Below are 21,530 nucleotides of genomic sequence, written 5' to 3'. Positions count from 1 at the left end.
ACCTTTTTAAAACCAGTATCCTCTGGTATTTCGCCCGAACAAGTTAGCGCTTTTTCGGGCATTTTTATTTTTTGTGTTTTTAGTATGCGGATTCTAATTGTTAATCGTAAAGTAAAGCCATGGTGTTGAAATACACTCTCATTTAGCATTCATAGGAGCTGAACATGACTACTACTGACACAATTAAAGGTAAAATCAACGAAGCCGAAGAAATGGCACGTAAAATTTGGTTAGCAGGCCTAGGCGCTTATGGCAAGAGCGTTGAAGAAGCGCAGGGGCGTTACGAGAAGCTAAGCGAAGAAGCGAACAAAATGTTTGACGAGCTAGTGACAAAGGGCGAAACGCTAGAAGAAGACGCAAAGAGTAAGTTCAAATCTACGACTAACGATGTTGAAAATCGCGTTGCAGACGTGCGCAAGAAGCTTGGCCTTGATTCAGAGCCAGCTGATCAGCGCATCGAAGAGCTTTCAGCAAAAATCGATGCCTTGACTGAAGCGGTTGCAAAGCTAGCTGCCAGCAAGTAAAACGGTTTTCCTTCTGGGCACCATTTTGTGGTGCCCTCCATGCAGTTTTCATAAGCTTTTCAGTGCTGAAAGCGCGTTTTAAAAGCTGCAATTGAGTGACAGCGAAGCATTTTTACAAAGTTCAATGACTGTAGAAACCGTTTTATGCTGTCATGCTTAGTAAATCTCCGTATTGGAGGCGTTATGAGCAACAAAAAAATTCCATCTACAGAATCTGTGTCGACAGTCGATCAAGATTCATCAGTACTTAACGGTACTGCTACTTCACCTCTTAAATCGTCACCTCTATTTGGTTGGCTTTACGCTGGCTCAGATTTGTTATCGGCGAAATTAGACAACGCTGCAGGCGTTGTTAGTCAGAAAATTGATGACACGCAAGAAACCATAAATTCGATGCAGGCGAAAGGGCTTGAGGTTGAAAGCGAGTTAAGACGAACACTTAATCCCTTTGCCTTGGTTGATGCTGCTCAGAAATTAGTGGCGTCAACGCCGCTTTTTTCTGCATTCTCAGGCGGCCAGAAGCGCCAGCAAAAAGAGCAGCAGCTTGAACTATTAAGCGCAAAAGTTGACTTGCTTGTAGAGCAGGTAGCCCTTTTAGCAGCAAAAGAGGCTGCTAAAAAAGCTGAGGCTAAAAGCGCTGCTAGCAAGACTGCAGCGCCCAAGAATACCTCACCAAAGTCTACGCAAGCAACGAGGAGTACATCGACAAAGTCGTCTTCGACCGCTTCTTCAACTTCTCGTGCTCGCAAAGCCAATACAACCAAATCGGCATCTGCATCATCAAGTACGACTAAAAAAGCTTCTGCGGGAACAACTAATAAGCGTACTGCGGCCAAATCGACAACTACTAAGAGTGCGGCACAAAAGAAAGCGGCTAGTGCAGAAGCAACGTCGACTAAGAGCGCGACTGATACAACCAAGAACGACGAATAAAAGCACTTCCTAAAGATAAACCTCGCTTTCGGCATGAGCGCCAATTAACTACATATGTGGTTAATTGGCGCAGCTTCGTCCAGAAACGCTTTAGATAGACATAGTGATAGCTGTAGCTAAGTTTAGTTTTACATTTTCTTGAGAGGTGTTTTGTAGAAGTTGTACTATGAGCTTTTATTGAAGTGAAACTTCAATTTTTCCATCACAAACTTCACGTAACTAAGCCCACTATTTATTTTTCGCCCACAAATTCTGATGCTTTTTAAAACCGAAGAAGTCATAGGGTTCCCAGAAACTCGGTACTAAATCGTCAAGTGCGTCCGGAGTGAAGTTGCTCGACAATTGACTCATAATTTCACTTAATCTGTCTTTCCCTACGCGCATGAGTTTCTTGCGGTTAGCTGGGAAATAAAGGTTTCTTCCTTTGGGGATGATTTCTTGCGTACCGCTGGTAATGTACTTCTGATTTCTTGTTACCACTTTACATAAAGGCTCAGCTGGATTTGCAGGGTTAAGACCAATCACTATTGCACATTCGTACTGGTCCTTTTCGTGACCTTTCTCATTCATCGGTATGTAGGTAATACCGAACCCTTGTGGGAAATACCCCACAAGCTCAACAAAATCCTGAGCTAACTGCTTATTTAAGCCGCCTTTTTTCGCTAATTGTTCAATGAGCATGTAGCCTTTAGGCAAGCTCATACGTGAGTAGTCAGACTTAGTTGAAAGCACAATTGAAACATAAATTTGAGGGATCTTTACAATTTCTCCCAGCCCCGTTTTCGATACAAATGCATCTTTTACCAGCTGCTGCAAAAATTCATTGGCTTCTTTGTGAGTTTGAACAAAGCGATCTCTTTCTTCTTTGTTGTTTCCTACATACTTAGGTAGGCCTAACCCCTCAAACAAGTACTTTAAAGTGAAGTGATAGTTTAGCTTCAGAAGATCCTTTCGCTGCGACTCTTCCAGCAAACGAAATTCGTCTAGATCGCCATTTTCCCCTTTCAAGATGGTGAGTGCGGCAGGGCTTTGCAGGCCAATATCTTGAAGTAACGCTGCGGTAATTAGCGGTCGTCCAAGCTCAGTTTTCCATTTATCGCGCCAATAGCGGTTCCCACGAAACCGCGATGCAGCTTCGCGATACTTCGAGAGATATTTGTGAGCAATCGTGTCGTGCTCTAACAGTCTATCGACTAAGCGCAGTGTAAGCACCGCTTTGTAGAGCGGTTTGAAGCGCATGTGCACACGTGCAAAGTTGCCCTCTGGTCCTCGTGTGAGCAGCATAAGTGTACCAAGCAACTTAGCGCTGAGCTGTTGTGTTTCTTGCCAGTTATCGCCCTCACAAAGCTCAATAATTTTGGTGCTTACAGCGTCAAGCCGCTCTATCCTTGCCAGACGCTCTTCTTCAAGCTTTTCGGTGCTGTTTGTTATTTGCTTGGTCAGTTGCTCTGCAAGCACCTCTTTGTTTTTATTTCCCTCAATTTTCTTAAGCTGAGCTTTCAAGTCTTCAATGTGCTGCTCAAGAGAGGGGGTAAGCGAAAAATAGTGACTCGCATCCTCGAACACCGAACCGTAGCCCGTTTCTTGAGGATAAATCATATTGATTAGTTGTTTTACTTGCTGCGTGTAAATGCTGTCGGGGTTTTGACTTTGTGCGCTCACCGTTTTCCTTTCAAAAGATGCTGCGAATTGCCATTACTTTGCTATTGGCAATTCAAGACAGGTCAAGCGACGCACACGCTATCTTACTTCGTGCCCAAGCTCTACTGCCTCACGTTTTTTCAATTGGCCTAAATGATACCGTAAATTTTCGCTAATTTTGGTATTTCTTTTAATAACATGAAGTTGCGGCCATGATGCCCGTTCGCCACTGACAATCAACTGATTGATGCTTTCGCGCGTTGGATTAGACAACACCTGCGATAAATTTCTAATTTGGCGCTTGGGTAAAATATTGATGTTACCTACGTATTGTTGATCAATGATAGAACGAACTTTATGAATAGCCAATTTGGCACTTTTATTACCGGTTAACCTTTCAATGATATCGATGGCGAAAATACTGTTAGTTTTCGCTAGTTGGCCAAGATGGCGCGCAGACATGTCCCACAGCGAGTTGGGGTCAATGCGGCTTGCGGAAATGAATGGCACTGCCAACGGGTTTGTTTGGCTCACGATACTGTGATTTACGCCATATAGCCTCGCTAAGCGCTCGAAGGGAAGGTCGGCCATTAATGAGCCATCGGCAAAACGACGGTTGGGAATATAAGGCACAATATCGCCCGAAGGCGTTTTCGCTCTTAACTGTACAGGGCTAAAAATGATGGGAACTGCACAGGATGCACGTACCGCTTGAGTAATAATTGCATTCGGTGAGGTTTTAGCATTTAACAAGCGCGAATGTTGATGGAGGTCGGCAGGGGATACCGTCACAGTAATGTGTCGACCTGTTTTCTTAAAAGCTTCCTCAAAAGTGGTGAGGTCGAAAAGTTCAATCAGCGCATTTTCGAGCACGGAACTATCAAATAGCCCTTTCTTTCCAAGACCGGCAAAGCTTCGCCAGTGTTTAAAAGTCTCGTAAATAAAGTCGGCGCTGAGTGCTTCTAATAACTGGTCGTGAGTTCGTGTACCCAACATGGCTGCGATGATAGAACCAGCGCTAGAGCCAGACACTACGGTAGGTAACAAATTCTTTTCGTTTAACGACTTAACCACGCCAGCATGGAAAAAGCCTAAGCCTGCGCCACCTGAAAGCATAAGGCAGCTGCGCCCGAAGGCGTGTGCAGTCTCTTCAAAAAATGACAGTTTCTCGTAGAAGTCTACGTCTTGTTCATCGGCGTGATAAATTTGCTCTAGCGCCAATATCACTTCGTCAATAAACTGTTCAATAAGATATTTAGTGCCTATTTTACACTGGGTAAGTAATACGGGGTTGGCAATATTGCCTAAATTGCCGTGTAGCCCCTCGTGCAGAATCGACATAAGCGCATGTAAATCGCCTTTGCTTCTGGCAAGCTGTAGGCGCTGAACCCGTTTTCGAATTAGTTTGTAGTCGTAATCATCGCTAGCGTCTTCGGCTTTCCGTTCCTCAGCACCAGACAATGCATCGTGCGCTAAGCACGCGGCCTCATATTCATCATAATTGCCTGCATGCTCGATTTCATGTTCAAGCTTTTTTAACCGCAAGTCGAATACTGCCATGACGAGTACCTATTTTTGATTGATGAGGGCTGTGCCTTCTACTCATTTGAAAAAGTACACTGACCCGAAAAACACCAGCAAAACGATAGTTTTCACTTAGAACGCAGTTCTCAAAAATTACAGGTCATTAAATGTCCATATAACGAAGACTCAAAGCAAGGGCATGAGAACAGCGGTTCATACACTATTTTGAGTGTATGGCGGAAATTTAGAATTCACTACCTAATCGTTTGTTGTTGAGAAAACTGATGCACGTTAGGTGAATCACACAAGGTCAAACGTTCTAACTTTTAGACTTTCATTTAGCTGTTTTCAATCAACAATTAGCAGTAATTTCACTTTTTACATTGACCATTTCATAAGCACTCAGTAGCCTGAGAGAGAAAATAACAAATTGGACCACATGTTCGTAGTATGGAATGGAACTTTGAAACGCTAAGTCTGCTATCAATTCCTCTAATTAGCGCTATTGTTGGATGGCTAACCAACTATCTGGCGGTAAAAATGATGTTTTACCCCATTGAATTCGTTGGTATTAAGCCTTTCTTAGGGTGGCAAGGGCTTATTCCTGCAAAGCGCCGCCAAATGGCCGAGATTGAGGTTGAGTTGGTGCTTGGCAAACTGCTTAGTGTTGAAGAATTAGCACAGCGGTTAGATGCGGACGAACTCACCAAAGCAATAGAACGCCGTTTAAGTCAGGTTATTCGTAAAGTCGTTAACGATGTAATGGCGGAATCTGCGCCCCAACTTTGGGCTGCGTTACCTGTACAGGGCAAAAATTTAGTTTACCAACGTATTGAAAACGACATTCCTAATGTGGTTCATAAAATGGTGGACGACTTTCAGCACAATGTCTCAGAAATTTTAGACATTAAAGAGCTGGTGGTAGAGCAGCTGGTGAATGCGCCCGAACTCGTTAACGAAATTTTCTTAACGGCGGGCAGCAAAGAGTTTCCATTCATCGTGCGTTCTGGATTTTACTTTGGCTTTTTGTTTGGTTTGCCAACTATGCTTCTTTGGTACTTCTATCAAGCATGGTGGATTTTACCGTTAGGTGGACTGCTTGTGGGTTATGCCACTAACTGGATTGCTATCAAGATCATATTTGAGCCCAAACGCCCGCGAAAATTGGGGCCTATTACCATGCAAGGTATGTTTCTAAAGCGCCAAAAGGAAGTGTCTGAAGTCTACTCTAATATAATCGAAGAGAAGCTTATAACGCCTAAAAACATCACCCATGTGATCTTACATGGTTCAGGTTCCGCTCAGCTTTTAGAGCTTATTGAACTTCATGTTAACGATGCCATTGAGCGTTATGTTGCCATCGCTCAACCTTATTTTGCGTTGGGTGTGGGTTCAGAAAACTACCATAAAATGAAGGCGCTAGCGGTGCGTCAGATATTTGATAATTCTGATAAATATCTGCTCTATGCGTTTGATTACGCTAACAACGCTTTGCAGATTGGGCACGATTTGAGTGAGCGTATGCAGGCATTAAGTGTTGAAGAATTTGAAGGCGTTTTGCGCCCCGCATATCAACAGGATGAGTGGAAACTTATCGTAACGGGGGCTATTTTAGGTATGGTAGCTGGTATAGCTCAACTCTATCTGGTGTTTATGTAACGTGTTTAACGAGTAAAAAATTAATGCACTGGGTTGGCAAAGGATTGGACTAATTTATGAAAACCGCGCAGAAAATACTACTTACCGCGCTAACCTTATTTAACGAGCACGGCGAAAACACTGTTACCAGTGTTGATATAGCCATTGAGTTGGATATTAGTCCAGGAAATCTTTACTACCACTTCAAAGGCAAGGACAGCCTGGTTAACGCGTTGATGAAAATGCATGAGCAGCAGATGCAGAAGATACTAAGCCGAGAAAAGCTCGATACACTTCATCCTGAAGAAATTATGTATTACCTGTATTTGCTTATAGATAGTATTCATGTATTTCGCTTTTTCTACCGTAGCCCGGCTGACTTAGCAGAAAAATATCCCAGTATCGTGCGCCCTAGACAGCACATATTGTCTAGCTTGAATAAGCAATTAGCGTTTCTTTTTGAGTCACTATCGAAACGAGACATTCTTATTGCCTCAAAGGCAGACAGGGCACTTATGGTGGATTTAATGTCCTTAATCATCACACAGTCTTGTCAATTTGATGAATTAAACAGCCATATGGATAGTACGATGCAGCGCTATCATGCCTTGTCGCTCATGATGGTAAGCGTATTGCCAAGATTGGCGCTATCCGATGAACAAAAACAGCAGTTAGAACAGATGCTCGACTCTCATGACTTTATGAGAGATGCCTCAACCCCGTCACCCCTCGACTTCGCGTAAAGGAATAGTAATGGCAAAAACGCTCAGTTTCTTAGATAAGTCATTTTGGATAACCGAGTCAGACGAGAATCCAAAACACGTAGCTTGCTTGCAGCTACTTGCCATACCTAAAGGGGCAAAAAGTAACGAATATGTCCCTCAATTATTCCAAGAAATAAGAAGCTTTGCCCGTGCTACTTCTCCCTTCAACTGTGCGGTAAAAACGGTATTGGGGTACCCAGTGGGGTTTGCGCCGGTAAAAAAGCTCAACATGGATTATCATGTTCAAATTCATCGTGTGGCTGATGTTACAAACCGCGAAGCACTCGATGCGTTTGTAGCAAGATTACATGCTTCGCGGTTAGATCCCGACAAGCCCCTTTGGCAATACCATTTCATCTTTGATGACAACAGCGAGACGTTTGCTATTTATGCGCGGGTTCATCATATGTATGGCGATGGGGCAACCTTAGTGCGCTGGTTCCAAGCGGGATATGTATCAAACTCTCACGAGACTAAGTTCACACCAGTTTGGGCAGTAAAACGACTGCGCCATAAGCGCAGAGAGCCTGTGAGCTTTTACAAGCGCTTAGTGGGAGTGGGTTACGCGCTTAAAACCGCGCTCGATTTGCTTATTATCTTTATTCGTATATTCATGAAAGTGCTGCGAGTGAACCCACATTATATGCCTATTCCTTTCACTGGTACGAAAACAGTGCTGACTGGACAAGTGAAAGCGGGAAGGGCTGTGGCAACCATGGACTTAGACTTTAAGCGGGTGAAAGCCTTGGCAAGGCGAACACGCTCCACTGCAAACGAGGTGTTGCTATGTGCCTTCGATATTGGCGTACATAAACTGCTGCAAGACCACGGGCAAGTATTTAAAAAAGCCTTGTTCACCAATATGCCAATTAATTTGCGTAAACCCGGCGAGAAAACCACGGGTAATAAGATAGCTATTGTGCCGGTGCAGCTTGCTCACGGCGAAACTGATCCGTATTTACGCTTGCGCCAAATCGTAGTGAACCACCGCATTGTAAAACATGCAGCGCAGCACGCGCGGCCCGCAGCATTTAGCGGCTATACCATTGTTATTCAATCGCTTGCACTGGTCTTTGAGTGGTTAAGGCTATCTAGCGTAGTCAAACCCATTGCCAACATCTTAATCTCCAATGTTCCTGGGCCAAAAGATACGCGGTATTTAAAAGATGCAGAGCTTCTGGCTTGTTACCCCATTTCTACCATGACGCCTGGGGGCGGGGTAAATATTACGCTTATGACATATGCAGGCACGGCAAATGTGGGATTAGTGTGCTGTAATAAAAATATTGAATCGCTACAGCCGTTAGCGCGCTACGTCAAAGAGGCGTTCGATATGCTTGAAGCAAGTGTGGACGACCCCAGGCTAAACATCGACGATATTGGTGAACAGGTGGATACTGTCCCTGTTTCTATTGTGTCAGATCACTAGCGTGCATTGTTCCAAACAGTAAGCGTTGTCATTCAATGAGGTAAAAGCGCAGTACGTCGTCTTCTACACGCACGTTTTGGCCAGCTTTTGAGAACAGAACCTCGCGCCAATGGTCGTTACGCATGGTATGGCTTAAGTCTTCCTGCTTAATTTGCTTTTTAATGGCGTTGTTAATGAGAGGGATGTGGTAGTCCAACACTGCTTGTTTCGAGCCAGATAAATAGACCTTTAGATAGTCTGCAGCCATGTCGGATGCACCAGCACTAAACAGTGATAGGGCTGATTTTAAAGAGCCGCCAAGTAGAGAATTAACATTTTTGGGAAAAAAGCGAGACATTAGAAATTGTGTGTCTTTAATCAGCGCGTAATCATCGTTAACTAGAGTAACGCTGTCAGTGGTGATGTCGGTCAAATAAAGGGTACTCATATTTTTGTCGTAATAAGGTGAAGCCGATACGGTAAATACAACATGAGCGCGATAAATAGTGGTGGTGGCCACCACAATATTAAGTGCAGCAAGGCACTGTAGTCCAATACGGTTGTTTGCACTATCGAGTGCTATATTTCCTTCAAGCACGGTAACCGTGCCAGTTCCCATGGGGATATCGAAAGTGAATGAGTAAGGAAAGCTGCCTTTTACGAGGTCATGAAGCTCTGATTTCGTGAAGTCGTCGTGCGTCAGCTTGCCCCATTTCACAAGCCATTGTGCAAGGTAGACTTTACATTTGTCTTTAAACGATAGGTTTTTGGTCAACGTTCATTCTTAGCCTAAATCTACTAGGCGGTGGCTTGTTGTTAGTTTTTTCAGAGTAGGGGCTACTTCGATATAGCACTTAAGTTATCAGGATTATTAGATTTTTTAAATCTTACAATTTAAGTCTTTTCTTGGCGAAGTGTTGTTTGGTAATCTGGTCGTACCACAACGTTTTTTTAACATTTAATAGTCTTGCCCTCAAGGAGTTGGCGAAATGAGCGAAGTACTGAGCAAATACGATTACATTATTGTAGGCGGCGGTTCTGCGGGCGCGGTGCTTGCCACCCGTTTATCAGAAAACCCCGCGTTAGATGTTTTGCTATTAGAGGCTGGCTCAAAGGACACTAATCCGCTTATTCATATCCCGTTTGGGTTGTCTTTACTCAGTAGATTTGAGGGGATTGGCTGGGGTTATCACACAGCACCCCAAAAAGAGATGTATGACAGAGAACTGTTCTGGCCCCGCGGTAAAACCTTGGGCGGCAGCAGTTCGGTTAATGCGATGTGTTATATTCGCGGGCAAAAAGAAGACTACGACCGCTGGGCTAATGAAGAAGGGGCTGAAGGTTGGTCGTTTGATGATGTACTGCCTTATTTCAAACGCTCTGAGAACTTTGAAGAAGGTGCTGATGAATACCATGGCACAGGCGGCCCACTCAATGTTAGCAAGCTTAGGCATACCAGCGTGCTGTCAGACGCATTTGTGAACTCAGCGTCGATTGCAGGCTATCAACAGCTGGACGACTTTAACCGAGACGACAGGGAAGGGTTAGGGTATTACCATGTTACACAGGCCAACGGGCAACGCTGTTCAACGGCGAAGGGGTATTTAACGCAGGCCAAGCATCGCAACAATTTAACTGTACTTACTAGAGTCGCAGCCGAAAAAGTGCTGTTAAAAGAGGGGCGTGCAATTGGCGTTCAGGTACGTGAAAAAGGCGTAGTAAATCGCTATTTTGCTAAAAGCGAAGTTATCCTGTGTGGCGGCGCGATTAATTCACCACAACTTCTTATGCTTTCAGGTATAGGACCCAGAGCAGAGCTAGAAGAAAAGGGGATTTTTGTACAGCAAGATCTGCCTGGTGTGGGCCAGAACTTACAAGACCATCTTGATGCAATTGTACAGTATACCTGTAAAGCGAGAGAGGGCTATGCCGTGGCATTGGGGGCATTACCTTCCTATGTAAAAGCCACCGCAGACTATGCGTTTAAGCGCAAAGGCATTTTTTCATCAAATATTGCTGAAGCCGGTGGTTTTGTTAGTTCAAGTTTAGCGACGCACGGACCTGATATTCAGTTCCACTTTTTACCTGCAATATTGAGCGACCATGGAAGACAGTTAGCCTTTGGTCACGGCTATGGTCTGCATGTATGCTGCCTATACCCGAAAAGCCGGGGTACTATTTCGCTGCAAAGTAACCATCCTGCTGATCAGGCACTTATCGACCCGAACTATTTGTCTGCCAAAGAAGATCAGCAGGTCATGATTGAAGGTGTGCGTATTGCCCGTAAGCTGCTATCGGCCCCAGATTTCGACAAGTTCCAGGGCAGTGAGCTATACCCTGGGGAAGAAGCACAAACAGATGAAGAAATATTAGAGTTTTTACGTGAGCGCGCTGAAACCATCTATCACCCGATTGGTACTTGTAAAATGGGATGTGATAACGATGAGATGGCCGTGGTCGACACTCAATTGCGGGTAAGAGGTATAGCTGGTCTTAGAGTGGTAGACGCCTCGGTGATGCCCAGCCTAATTGGCGGCAATACCAATGCGCCCACCGTGATGATCGCTGAACGTGCTGCGGAGTTTATAAAAGCGGCCCATGAAGGGCAGCCGGTATCTTTGGCTAAAGCAGAATCGGCGTAATTAGGCAAAAGGGATAAAAGCGAGGAACTGCCTCGCTCCGGGCTTTTTAGTCGCTTACTGTAGGTTCAGTCGCGCAAGGGCATTTAAATCGCTTTGCGGGTATTTATCCGCTTTTGTCGATGTCGACAACTTAGAGGCTGTAAAAGCATTTCAGTGTGCCAAAACAAGCTTAATAACCGCGCTGCTTATGGCTGTTTTTGCATAAATAAATCCGCTGCACAATCACACATCTCATCGATATGACTGCTGTCAGCGTATATACCATCAATGAGCAATCGTGCAATACCGTGTAACGTGCCCCAAGTAACCTGTGCGAGTCTCAGCGCATCCTGATTATTTGGGAGAAGCCCTTTATCTTGCCAATAGCGTGTCATCGTCACCTGAAACTGAAAACAGGGAAATGCAACATCTTTCAAATCGTTGGTCGCCGCTTGGTTTTGCCAAATAGTGCGACCAAACATCAATTCGTACATCTCTGGGTTGTCGGCAGCGTAGCCAATGTATTCGTGCACAAATTCGCGGAAACGTGCCTGCGGTGTTTTGTCTTCTTGTTCGAAGATTCGTTTAGCTGCGGTATGCCAATCGCTAAAGCCTTTGGCCGCAATGGCGCTTAAAAGCGCACTCTTGTCTTTAAAATGGTGATAGGGCGCAGTACGTGACACTCCGGCATCTTCTGCCAGCTTTCTGAGAGATAAACTATCAACGCCGTATTCAGACAGACGCGCCGTTGCCGCCTCTATCAGTGCGCTGCGCAAGTCGCCGTGATGGTAGCTTTGTACTGCATTAGCCATAAACCCGATGTTTCCATTTTCAAAATTGAGACGAATAGATAACGTTTTATCTTGACACTGTCAACATAGCCTTTTATCTTGACGCTGTCTAGTTTGCAAATTTGTTAACAGGAACAGCCCAAGGAGACAGCGCAAACCATGAAGTACTCTACATTAGAAGTAAAACAAGAGGGTCATATTGCCCACGTAGTACTAAACCGCCCCGACGCAATGAATAGCATGATCCCAGAGTTCTGGACCGAATTGCCAGCGGCTATTCGTGAAATAGACGATGAAGGTAACGCCCGTGTTATTGTTATTTCATCAACGGGTAAGCATTTCTCTGCCGGTATGGACTTATCGGTGTTCCTGAACATGAAAGAAGACTTTAAGGGCGACCCGTCGCGCAGAGCAGAGCGTATGCGCCGTATGGTGATGTTACTTCAAGATAGCTTTACCGCCATAGAGCAGGCACGTATGCCGGTTATTGGTGCCGTGCAGGGCGGGGCAATTGGTGGTGCCGTAGATTTACTTAGTGCATGCGACATGCGCTATTGCACACAAGATGCTTTTTTTACTATTAAAGAAACCCAATTAGGCATGACAGCCGATGTCGGCACGCTTCAGCGACTTCCAAAACTCATTCCCATTGGCATAGTTAAAGAACTGGCTTATACCGGGCGCAACTTTGGTGCCGCAGAAGCGCAGCAACTTGGCTTTGTGAATCAGGTATTCGATGACCAAACTGCCATGCTAGCCGCGGTAATGAAAATAGCTCAGCAGATTGCGATGAATTCGCCGTTAGCAGTTTCAGGCACTAAGACTATGATTAACTACGCGGTAGAACACACGGTGGCAGAGAGCTTGACCTATATGGCCACATGGCAAGCGGGCATGTTCCAAATGGAAGATGTGTTTAAAGCCATGGAAGCACAGAAAACCAAAACGCTGCCGGAATATCCGCCATTACACCCAGCCATTAAGAAAATGAATTCGTAAGTGAATGTAATTAATTGAATTATAAAGCGCCTTCAGAGAATGAGCGCATTAGATAAGAATATTTAAACAGGCTTTTTAACGGCTTTTACCAAGCCAAAACGACTTTCAGGAATGTATCATGAATCAGACCGTTACCGATCATCCCGGTTACCCTCATTTATTTCGTCCGTTAGATTTAGGGTTCACTACCCTAAAGAACCGCGTGCTCATGGGTTCTATGCACACGGGCTTAGAGGAATTACCCGACGGCCATAAACGTATGGCGGCATTTTATGGTGAACGTGCCAGAGGTGGCGTAGGGCTTATCGTTACAGGTGGTATAGGACCAAACGAAGAGGGCGCTACCCATCCGTCAACGTTTCGTTTAGATACAGACGAAGCGGTGAAAAACCACAAAGAAGTGACTGACGCAGTGCACATTGCTGGCGGTAAAATCTGTATGCAAATTCTGCACACGGGGCGCTATGCGTATAGCCCTAAGCTTGTGGCACCTTCTGCGGTACAGGCGCCAATTAACCCGTTTAAGCCAAAAGCACTTGAAGCTGACGAGATAGAAAAGCAAATTGAAGATTTCATAACTGCCGCAACCCAAGCCCAGCGTGCGGGTTACGATGGCGTTGAAATCATGGGTTCTGAGGGCTATTTCCTTAATCAATTTATTGCAAAGCGCACTAACCACCGCGACGATGAGTGGGGCGGTGAATATGAAAATCGTATCCGTTTGCCTATCGAAGTAGTGCGCCGCGTGCGTGAGGCGGTAGGTAAAAACTTTATCATTATCTATCGTTTGTCCATGCTTGACCTTGTTGAAGGCGGCTCTACTTACGATGAAGTCGTACAGCTTGGCAAAGAAATTGAAAAAGCCGGTGCGACTATCATTAACACCGGCATTGGTTGGCACGAAGCGCGTATTCCAACCATTGCCACTAAAGTACCGCGAGCGGCATTTACATGGGTTACCGCAAAATTCAGAGAGGCGCTTTCAATTCCAGTAATTACGTCAAACCGTATCAACACCCCTGAAGTTGCGGAAGAAGTGCTGTCTCGCGGCGATGCTGACATGGTATCAATGGCTCGTCCATTCTTGGCAGACCCAGACTTTGTGCGCAAAGCGCAGCAAAATAAAGCTGATGAAATCAATACCTGTATTGGCTGTAACCAAGCCTGCCTTGACCATGTATTTAACGGCAAAATGACTAGCTGTTTGGTGAACCCACGCGCCTGTCACGAGCTTGAAATAAACGTTAAACCTGCAGAAACTAAAAAGCGTGTAGCGGTTGTAGGCGCAGGTCCAGCGGGATTGGCGGCGGCAGTGACCTCTGCCGAGCGCGGTCACGACGTTGTGATTTATGATGCATCTAGCGAAATTGGTGGGCAATTTAATATTGCCAAACAAATTCCGGGCAAAGAAGAGTTTTACGAAACGCTACGTTATTTTAAGCGTCAAATTGAGCTTCATAAAAACATTACCCTTAAGCTAAATACTTATGTTGATGCGGCTGCGCTAAACGATGAAGGGTTCGACGAAGTCATGATTGCAACTGGCATCAAGCCGCGTACGCCAGCGATCGAAGGCATTGAGCACGAAAAAGTGCTGACCTATATCGAAGTATTGAAGGAAAAGAAACCCGTTGGCAATAAGGTGGCCATTATCGGTGCTGGTGGTATTGGTTTTGATACCGCGGAGTACTTGTCTCATGGCAAAGAAACGCCGAGCCAAGATATCCCTGCATTTATGAAAGAGTGGGGCATTGATATGACCTTCTCGGCCCGGGCTGGTATTGAAGGCGTTAAGCCGCAGCCAGAACCATCACCAAGAGAAATTTTCCTACTACAGCGCAAGACAACCAAAGTCGGTGCGGGTTTAGGCAAAACAACGGGGTGGGCGCACCGAGTGGGTCTACTAGCCAAAGGCGTTACCATGATCCCAGGGGTAAGCTACGATAAAATTGATGACGAAGGGCTACATATTACGGTTGATGGCAACAGCCAAGTATTGCCGGTAGATAATATCATCATCTGCGCAGGCCAAGAGCCGATGCGTGATATCGTTGAAGGCTTAAACATGCCTTACCACTTGATTGGTGGTGCAGACGAAGCACTAGAACTAGATGCAAAACGCGCAATCGACCAGGGTACGCGAGTGTGCGCAGCGGTTTAATCGCCTAGCGCAAACGTGCGGTTAGAAATATAAGCGCCTCATCAATAGGTGCTTCAGCTTCATTATAAACCCCTCTTTTTCGGAGGGGTTTATTTTATCTAGCAGCCGAAGGCTGTGATTTTTTATGAAAATAACGAAACCAGACCTGTTTCAGTCTGTGATGGTAGCCTAGACCTGCTATTATCGGTTTCTTTTTTTGAGATAAACATGTCATACAGCAACACCCAAGACTTAGTTCAAGCAGTTACTAATTCCCCAGATACTATCGAATTTAACGACGTTATTGCGCTTATTGATAGCGCATTTACTTTCTCGCCCACTGCTTTCACCAATGGTGATGTGTTAAACGAAGCAAACCAGAACAACGGCTCGTGCAAACTGCTCGCACTCGGTCAGCATTTAAACCTAAACCAAGCTCAAACGCTGGCCTTATTTGGACGGTTCTATCGCGAAGACGTACTTAATAACCCTAACGGCGACGACCACGCCAATATCCGCAACTTTATGAAAACGGGCCATGAAGGAGTGGCGTTTGAGACGTTTCCTTTAAAGGAAGAGTCGTTATGACTGCACCGCTTCAAATACCATAACAGTAGACGCTTAAAAAAGATCACGTCAAATACCGCATCTATTTCTCTGCGATTTGTTAAAAAAAGAAAACCATAGCAGCGCAAATGTAAATTGGATGTATACATATGATGTTTGTTTATGTAGTATCAATTTAGTGTTTTAAACTTGATAAATAGATGTACGTTGGGGCGCACCATTTTGCAAATGAGGCTTAGCCAACGTGCTGTTAACCTGGGACTACATTATGAAACGTCAGTTTAAGGTTGCCGCTCTGGCTCCACTTATAATGATTGGTGCCGCGTGCACGCAGATAGAAACTACAGAAAGCAGTACTTCTTCAATAAATCCAAGTCAGCAAGAGGGTGTAAAAAGCTCCCTTGAAGCGACAGCTCGCAGCAAAATCAACGTACTTCAAACAATGATGGACGAAGCAAAGTCCAAAGGCATAGATGTAACGCGGGAAGAAGCCGTTGTTTGGTTTTCTAATGAGTTTCTAAAATTTGCAAATTGGGACGAAGCAAACCCAAAGGCTATAGAAGCTGCTTTTGGTTATGAACGACATTTTGCTCCTAACAAAGCAAAGCTAGCTGCAGAACTTCCAGATTTCGAGCGTAGAAAGGTGATAGATATTCTTGACGCTGGCATAGAAGAATTAGGCAAAGAGATTCGTGGCGAAATAAAACGTCGCCCAGTTGTTAAAGTTGACTGGCAAAACACTAAAGCTACTGATGATATGTTTGTGAGTAACGGTAAGCCTATTTTCCTCTACGATTACTTTTCTAAGTCTGTAGGTCAGCCTCTAGGCCAGCCTGATATTTATAATGACTATTTAGGTGCACTTTACCACGGTGGCGAAAACCTTTATCCCGTTGACCACGACCGAGCAATCAATTCTTTCTTAGTAAAAGAAGACGGTACGTTTGATGAAGCGCTGCTAAAAGAGCTTACAGATATTCCTGATGACAACATTGGCTACTTAGTCGCATGGTTAATGGGTATACCTGAGTGGGTAGAAGCGAAAGAGCCAGAAATTAGAAAAGGGCGATCGCTTTTTCAGGGCTTTGATTTGGATAATCCGCTTGCCCGTGAAGTATGGAGCAAGATACTTCGCAAAGCCGCCGCAGTCACTAAAGACAAAAAAGTCATCGAATTAGGTTTCGTGCTTGCCAATGAGCCTCACTGGTATTCAGAGGCTGGACATTGGACAGGTAACTATGAAGAGATGCAAGGAATCTCATCATACACGTTAGCTGAATTCCAAAAATGGCTTAATGAAAAATATAAAGGCAACGTAGCCCAGCTTAATGCTAACTGGAACTCCAAGTTTGCTAGCTTTGACGATGTAGAAATAGAAATTCCTATCAGCGAAAGCTTGCGTGGAAAGCCAATCTGGTTCGATTGGAATCGTTATAACATGCATCGAGCAACCTCTTGGTTCACTTTCATGCAAAATGAACTACACGCAGTAAACCCAGACGCAGATACCCACATAAAAATTTTTCCGCGTACATTTTACGAAGATTCTCGCTCTCACGGTATCGATTTAGAAGCCTTGACTGAGCTTACCACCATGATTGGCCACGACGCTAAGGCGCTGGGAAGCCCGAGTATAAGACCTCATATTTCTTCTGACTGGTGGGAAAAGTACACCTATAAATGGGATGGTATGAGCATGATTCACGACTTTACTGAGTCGGTTTCACCAAACAAAATCAACGTTAACTCTGAATCCCACTTCTTGTCGTCTGGTCAATGGAAAGTGATGGACCCACGTGAAAGCTACGTGCGAAACGTGTATTGGTTAGCTACGCTTCAGGGAATGGATGCGAACATGGGCTGGTTCTGGATGCGCGATCCAGATGGTTCGCCCGAAGACCGTTTAGAAGGTGAACTTAACTTCTTCGATCCTGGCTTAGCCGGTGCGTTTGCGGGCTCAAACAATATGCAGCCCCATGTTTCAAACGAAGTAACGCAAGTCATGTTCGACTTAAATACTTACTCTGAAGAAATTATGGCACTTAGAAAGCAGCGTAGACCGATGCGCTTGTTCTACTCAGAAACGTCTGCAATTAACGTTAGTGATTACATGACTACGCAAGGAAAGCTTTATAAGTCTATGTTTTTTGAAGGCTTCCCGCTTGGGTATGCGACTCAAAACATAATTGCTAAGCAAGATAACTCTGCGTGGGATACTTTAGTAGTTTATAAAACACCAAATGTTACCGATGGCGAGTTTAATGCATTGCAAAAATACCTAGATGCAGGTGGCTCTGTGGTTATAGATAAGCAGTCTCTTCGTTTTAATGAATACGGTCAGCTACGTGAAAGCACCTTGAAAGCACGTAAAGGTAGGCTCATCGTACTTGATGAAGACGCTAGCATAGAAAAGCTTCGTCAAGCCGCATTAGCTGAAATAAAACCGGATAGCGTACCGGATATTGAGTTTAAAATTGATAGCCCGCTGAAGCACAAAACCACAATCACGAGAGTGGCGAAAACAGGCGACAATAAGTACCTAGTGAATTTATTAAGCGTTGGGCACGAGCCAGTTCAGATCCAGCTTTCACACAAAGGTGGGAGCAAGCTAAAGGTTACAGATTTAATGACAAGTAATAGTATGGAAAGCGTTTTTGAGCTTGCTTCGGAAGAAGTGCTATTACTTGAAGTAGAAGTGAAATAGCATTTTAACTATCGCGTAAAGAGGCCGGTCACCAGTCCACGTTGACCGGCCTTTTTATTTTAAACTGTCACCTTAATTTTTGCTATCTCGTCTAAGCTTCAGCCAAACCTCTCACTACACCCCTTAAATTAACGTCATTGTAAATATTACCCCAAACAAAAGTTAAATATTTGTTGATTAATGCAAACATAATATGTTTATATTGGTATAACATGGTTGTGAGGGCACTCTGTGCGCCAAGCGGTAATATAGCTAGCCAAGCTGCTACCGCCTTTAGCAATACCGCACAGATTAATTGATGTGATTAAGCATTAAAGAACGAGAGTAGCGATGAAAAATGTAATAAATCGAGGTTCAGTTTTAAAAACTACGGCGATAGCTGCGGCGGTGGCGCAGTCGTTAGTGAGCGGGCACGTTTTTGCACAGGATAATGCTGATAGCGACAGCGGCGTTGAAGTGATTGAAGTCAAAGGGATACGAGCAAGTCTTAGCCAAAGCTTAAATAAGAAAAAGAACAGTGACGAAGTGCTAGATAGCATCGTTGCGGAAGATATTGGTAAGTTCCCAGATACAAACGTAGCTGAATCGCTACAGCGCATCCCTGGTGTATCTATAGATAGAGCGGGTGGTGAGGGAGCTCAGGTTACTGTGCGAGGTTTTGGTCCTAGCTTTAACTCCGTACTAGTACAAGGGCGCCGTCTCGCAACTGATACTGCAGGTAGAAACTTTCGTTTTGATTTACTCGGTGCTGAGTTAATTGGCGGCGCCGATGTTTATAAATCGGCGCCATCGCATCTTCAAGCCGGCGGTATAGGCTCGACCATCGATTTACAGCTGCAGCGCCCGTTAAACATTGGTGAAGAGAAAACCGTATTAAGCACCCGTGCTGTTTATGAAGATAACTCTGGTGATGTGGCACCACAGTTCTTCGGCCTTTACAGCAATACATTCGATGATGATAAATTAGGTGCTTTATTCTCACTTTCATATCAAAAGCGTAAGTCAGCACAGGATGCTGTTTTTTCTGGGGTATTTGTTGGGCCAGAAATAAACGAAGAGCAAGCTTCAGTGCTCTTCGCTGATGGCGAAGGAAATGGTGCTGGTCGCTATCTGCACCAACAACAAATTCGTTATGCGCGACAATTTCAGGACCGTGATCGTATTGGCGCTACCGCGGTACTTCAGTACCAATTAGCAGATAACGCCTTGCTAACCATAGATGGCTTGTTTAGTGAATTCGATATTACCAACCAAACCACTCACAATTTTATGTTTAACGAGCGCGTCACTTACAACAATGCGGTAACTGACGAAAACAATATTCTTGTGGCTTGGGATCAAATTGGACGTCCGTTTCAAGCTGCAGTAGAGGACAATCGTACTTCTCAGGTTTACCAAATCGGCGCAAATTTAGAGTGGGATATCACTGATGATTTAGTTGCAACATTTGATGTCTCTTATTCAGAAGCTGAAGACGATTCAGCGGGTGACGACTTCTTCTTCGTTGTAGCAGGTCCACAAGCCGTTCAAAGATACGATAATACAGGGGGCTTTGACGCGCCTGTATTCCAAAACTTCGAGTTTGAACTAGCCACTACAGATTTAAACGGTGACGGACAGATTAATAACCTTGACCGTATTGTGGGTGATGAAATTACAGCGCCTGATCCGAACGATACCTATTCGTGGTTTGGTACCCGAGAAGGACAGGGGAGTACTGATGAAGTACTAGAGCTTCGAAGTGACTTTGAATGGTATGTGGATGCTGGTGTTCTAGAAAGTGTCACTTTCGGCGCTTACTATGGTGACCAAGAAAAGACACGTTCTGACGCCCGCACGCCAGGCGGTGGTGGCGGCATCAATAACGCTTATCTTCAAGGCCAAATCCCATTACCCGCAGAGCTATTTTCGTTAGAAAACAACAGCAACTTCCTTGATGGTATCGACGTAAACCTTCCTTCGCAATACTTGGCCTATGACCCTGAAGAAGTCATTGCTTATTTAGAGTCACCTGCGGCTATGGAAATGCGCGATATGCTAAACGGATTGCCACTGGGAACAACTGCTGCACGTTTAGGTTTAGATCCTTCTAACCCGCGTGCCGATGGAGGCGTAGGGTTTAACGCTGTCGATGTCCCTCGTAATGCGTTTATTATTGGTGAGGAAACATTGGCCGCCTACGTTAATGCCAAGCTTTCTGGTGAAATTGCAGATATGGGGCTAACGGTAAATATTGGCTTCCGCTACACGCAAACAGAAACTACTTCTGAAGCGTTCGCAGAACCCTTTGCAACAATATTCCCAGACCCAACTCGTCCAGATGTGTTGTTAAGCACGCGCTTACCAGCACAATTTATAGAGCAAACTGAAGACTATAATGAATTTTTACCTTCAATCGCTGCACGTTTAAACATTACTCATGAGCTCGTAGCACGGGCGTCGTACTCACAATCTTTAACACGTCCTAACTTGGCAGACTTGAACCCAGGTATAAATACGGCGCCAGAGCTAAGGCTATCTGATTTATCAGGTTCATCAGGTAACCCAGACTTAGACCCGTTCGTGTCTGACAATATTGACCTTTCGCTAGAGTACTATTTTGGTGAAACGTCTGCGGTAAGTGTTGGCTTCTTTAGAAAGGATGTATCGGCATTTATTGCGCAGCAAGAGCAGTTAGAAGGTCTTACGTTGCCACCAGGTAATCGATTAGACGAGGTTACTGAAGATAGAAGTAACATCGATGGTGACACCATATTTTTGAATATAAATCGCCCTCGTAATTTGAATTCTACCGTGGTCGACGGCGTTGAAATTGCCTTTCAGCATGTTTTCGACACACTACCAGGCTTACTTCAATACGTAGGGGTTAGCGCTAACTTAACTTATGTGAGCTCTGATGATGAGGTAGGGGACGAGTTAATTGATTCTGCGGTAGCACTACCTGGCCTCAGCGACTCACAAAACTTTGTATTGTTTTACGATGACGGGGAAATCGAAGGTCGAGTGGCATACAACAAAAGAGATCGTTTCTTTAGCGACCGACAAGGTCCAGAGCCGATATTTACTGAAGATTTTGACCAGCTTGACGTGCGAGTCGCATGGAACATTAATGAAACCTATCAAGTATTTGTTGAAGGGACTAATTTGACAGACTCATTTGTTAAGCGTTCGGGCAGATTTGAAAGCCGATTTGGCGGTATAGAAGATCCGGGAGCACGCTACGTCCTTGGAGCAAGAGCAACATTCTAAGAAGTGTAAAACTAAAGTAAGCACCTC

The 21,530-nt window shown here is 44.8% G+C and carries 15 protein-coding genes; 11 read left to right on the top strand and 4 right to left on the bottom strand.

Annotated features, from left to right (window positions below; translation table 11 throughout):
- Positions 1-164: 164 nt before the first annotated feature.
- Both KUL49_RS05895 and KUL49_RS05890 read left to right on the top strand, forming a co-directional pair.
- Positions 165-524, top strand: coding sequence for a phasin family protein (locus KUL49_RS05895; RefSeq protein ID WP_014949994.1), 360 nt, complete (start codon positions 165-167; stop codon positions 522-524).
- Positions 525-707: 183 nt separating this feature from the next.
- Entirely contained in the window at positions 708-1,457 is a 750-nt protein-coding gene (locus KUL49_RS05890; RefSeq protein ID WP_131136638.1) for a hypothetical protein, read from the top strand.
- A gap of 228 nt (positions 1,458-1,685) precedes the next feature.
- Here KUL49_RS05890 and KUL49_RS05885 read toward each other — a convergent pair whose 3' ends face one another.
- Together KUL49_RS05885 and KUL49_RS05880 are read right to left on the bottom strand one after the other, a co-directional pair.
- On the bottom strand, positions 1,686-3,119 hold the full coding sequence (locus tag KUL49_RS05885) for a hypothetical protein (RefSeq protein WP_131136637.1): 1,434 nt from the start codon (positions 3,117-3,119) through the stop codon (positions 1,686-1,688).
- A gap of 78 nt (positions 3,120-3,197) precedes the next feature.
- Positions 3,198-4,658, bottom strand: coding sequence for a DUF3336 domain-containing protein (locus KUL49_RS05880; protein WP_131136636.1), 1,461 nt, complete (start codon positions 4,656-4,658; stop codon positions 3,198-3,200).
- Between the two features lie 414 nt (positions 4,659-5,072).
- On the opposite strand from KUL49_RS05880, the gene KUL49_RS05875 reads away from it, so the two are divergent.
- The 3 genes from KUL49_RS05875 to KUL49_RS05865 are packed head-to-tail and all read left to right on the top strand — an operon-like array spanning position 5,073 to position 8,453.
- A complete protein-coding gene (locus tag KUL49_RS05875; protein ID WP_131136635.1) occupies positions 5,073-6,281 on the top strand; it encodes a DUF445 domain-containing protein in 1,209 nt (402 codons plus the stop codon).
- A gap of 56 nt (positions 6,282-6,337) precedes the next feature.
- Positions 6,338-7,003 (top strand): TetR/AcrR family transcriptional regulator, encoded by a 666-nt coding sequence (locus tag KUL49_RS05870; protein WP_014976915.1) that lies wholly within the window; start codon positions 6,338-6,340, stop codon positions 7,001-7,003.
- A gap of 10 nt (positions 7,004-7,013) precedes the next feature.
- Positions 7,014-8,453, top strand: coding sequence for a wax ester/triacylglycerol synthase domain-containing protein (locus KUL49_RS05865; protein ID WP_131136634.1), 1,440 nt, complete (start codon positions 7,014-7,016; stop codon positions 8,451-8,453).
- A gap of 28 nt (positions 8,454-8,481) precedes the next feature.
- Here the strand turns inward: KUL49_RS05865 and KUL49_RS05860 are convergent, their stop codons facing one another.
- On the bottom strand, positions 8,482-9,207 hold the full coding sequence (locus KUL49_RS05860; RefSeq protein WP_131136633.1) for a DUF1439 domain-containing protein: 726 nt from the start codon (positions 9,205-9,207) through the stop codon (positions 8,482-8,484).
- 214 nt (positions 9,208-9,421) lie between these two features.
- On the opposite strand from KUL49_RS05860, the gene KUL49_RS05855 reads away from it, so the two are divergent.
- Positions 9,422-11,074, top strand: coding sequence for a GMC family oxidoreductase (locus KUL49_RS05855; RefSeq protein WP_131136632.1), 1,653 nt, complete (start codon positions 9,422-9,424; stop codon positions 11,072-11,074).
- Between the two features lie 185 nt (positions 11,075-11,259).
- Here KUL49_RS05855 and KUL49_RS05850 read toward each other — a convergent pair whose 3' ends face one another.
- Complete coding sequence (locus tag KUL49_RS05850) at positions 11,260-11,865, bottom strand: TetR/AcrR family transcriptional regulator (protein ID WP_131136631.1); 606 nt, start codon at positions 11,863-11,865, stop codon at positions 11,260-11,262.
- A 138-nt stretch (positions 11,866-12,003) separates the two neighbouring features.
- On the opposite strand from KUL49_RS05850, the gene KUL49_RS05845 reads away from it, so the two are divergent.
- From KUL49_RS05845 to KUL49_RS05825, 5 genes are all read left to right on the top strand, one after another.
- A complete protein-coding gene (locus KUL49_RS05845) occupies positions 12,004-12,843 on the top strand; it encodes a crotonase/enoyl-CoA hydratase family protein (RefSeq protein ID WP_131136630.1) in 840 nt (279 codons plus the stop codon).
- Between the two features lie 118 nt (positions 12,844-12,961).
- Positions 12,962-15,004, top strand: a complete 2,043-nt coding sequence (locus KUL49_RS05840) for an NADPH-dependent 2,4-dienoyl-CoA reductase (protein WP_131136629.1) — start codon at positions 12,962-12,964, stop codon at positions 15,002-15,004.
- 207 nt (positions 15,005-15,211) lie between these two features.
- Positions 15,212-15,571 carry a HopJ type III effector protein gene (locus KUL49_RS05835; RefSeq protein WP_131136628.1) on the top strand — a complete coding sequence of 120 codons (360 nt, stop codon included), beginning with the start codon at positions 15,212-15,214 and terminating at the stop codon, positions 15,569-15,571.
- Between the two features lie 247 nt (positions 15,572-15,818).
- Positions 15,819-18,254, top strand: coding sequence for a glycoside hydrolase family 42 (locus KUL49_RS05830; protein ID WP_131136627.1), 2,436 nt, complete (start codon positions 15,819-15,821; stop codon positions 18,252-18,254).
- Between the two features lie 330 nt (positions 18,255-18,584).
- Positions 18,585-21,503: a TonB-dependent receptor gene (locus KUL49_RS05825; protein ID WP_131136626.1), complete on the top strand. Its 2,919-nt coding sequence runs from the start codon at positions 18,585-18,587 to the stop codon at positions 21,501-21,503.
- The last annotated feature ends 27 nt before the right edge of the window (positions 21,504-21,530 follow it).

It is taken from the genome of Alteromonas sp. KUL17, from assembly GCF_006538305.1.
Lineage (GTDB): Bacteria > Pseudomonadota > Gammaproteobacteria > Enterobacterales > Alteromonadaceae > Alteromonas > Alteromonas macleodii.
The sequence above is the reverse complement of the archived record's forward strand: the minus strand, read 5'-3'. Positions and strand labels throughout refer to the sequence as shown.

Coding starts and splice junctions, on each gene's coding strand:
- KUL49_RS05835 (WP_131136628.1), top strand. CDS start 15,212: ATGTCATACAGCAACACCCAAGACTTAGTTCAAGCAGTTACTAATTCC.
- KUL49_RS05830 (WP_131136627.1), top strand. CDS start 15,819: ATGAAACGTCAGTTTAAGGTTGCCGCTCTGGCTCCACTTATAATGATT.
- KUL49_RS05850 (WP_131136631.1), bottom strand. CDS start 11,865: ATGGCTAATGCAGTACAAAGCTACCATCACGGCGACTTGCGCAGCGCA.
- KUL49_RS05870 (WP_014976915.1), top strand. CDS start 6,338: ATGAAAACCGCGCAGAAAATACTACTTACCGCGCTAACCTTATTTAAC.
- KUL49_RS05895 (WP_014949994.1), top strand. CDS start 165: ATGACTACTACTGACACAATTAAAGGTAAAATCAACGAAGCCGAAGAA.
- KUL49_RS05825 (WP_131136626.1), top strand. CDS start 18,585: ATGAAAAATGTAATAAATCGAGGTTCAGTTTTAAAAACTACGGCGATA.
- KUL49_RS05875 (WP_131136635.1), top strand. CDS start 5,073: ATGGAATGGAACTTTGAAACGCTAAGTCTGCTATCAATTCCTCTAATT.
- KUL49_RS05845 (WP_131136630.1), top strand. CDS start 12,004: ATGAAGTACTCTACATTAGAAGTAAAACAAGAGGGTCATATTGCCCAC.
- KUL49_RS05840 (WP_131136629.1), top strand. CDS start 12,962: ATGAATCAGACCGTTACCGATCATCCCGGTTACCCTCATTTATTTCGT.
- KUL49_RS05855 (WP_131136632.1), top strand. CDS start 9,422: ATGAGCGAAGTACTGAGCAAATACGATTACATTATTGTAGGCGGCGGT.
- KUL49_RS05890 (WP_131136638.1), top strand. CDS start 708: ATGAGCAACAAAAAAATTCCATCTACAGAATCTGTGTCGACAGTCGAT.
- KUL49_RS05880 (WP_131136636.1), bottom strand. CDS start 4,658: ATGGCAGTATTCGACTTGCGGTTAAAAAAGCTTGAACATGAAATCGAG.
- KUL49_RS05865 (WP_131136634.1), top strand. CDS start 7,014: ATGGCAAAAACGCTCAGTTTCTTAGATAAGTCATTTTGGATAACCGAG.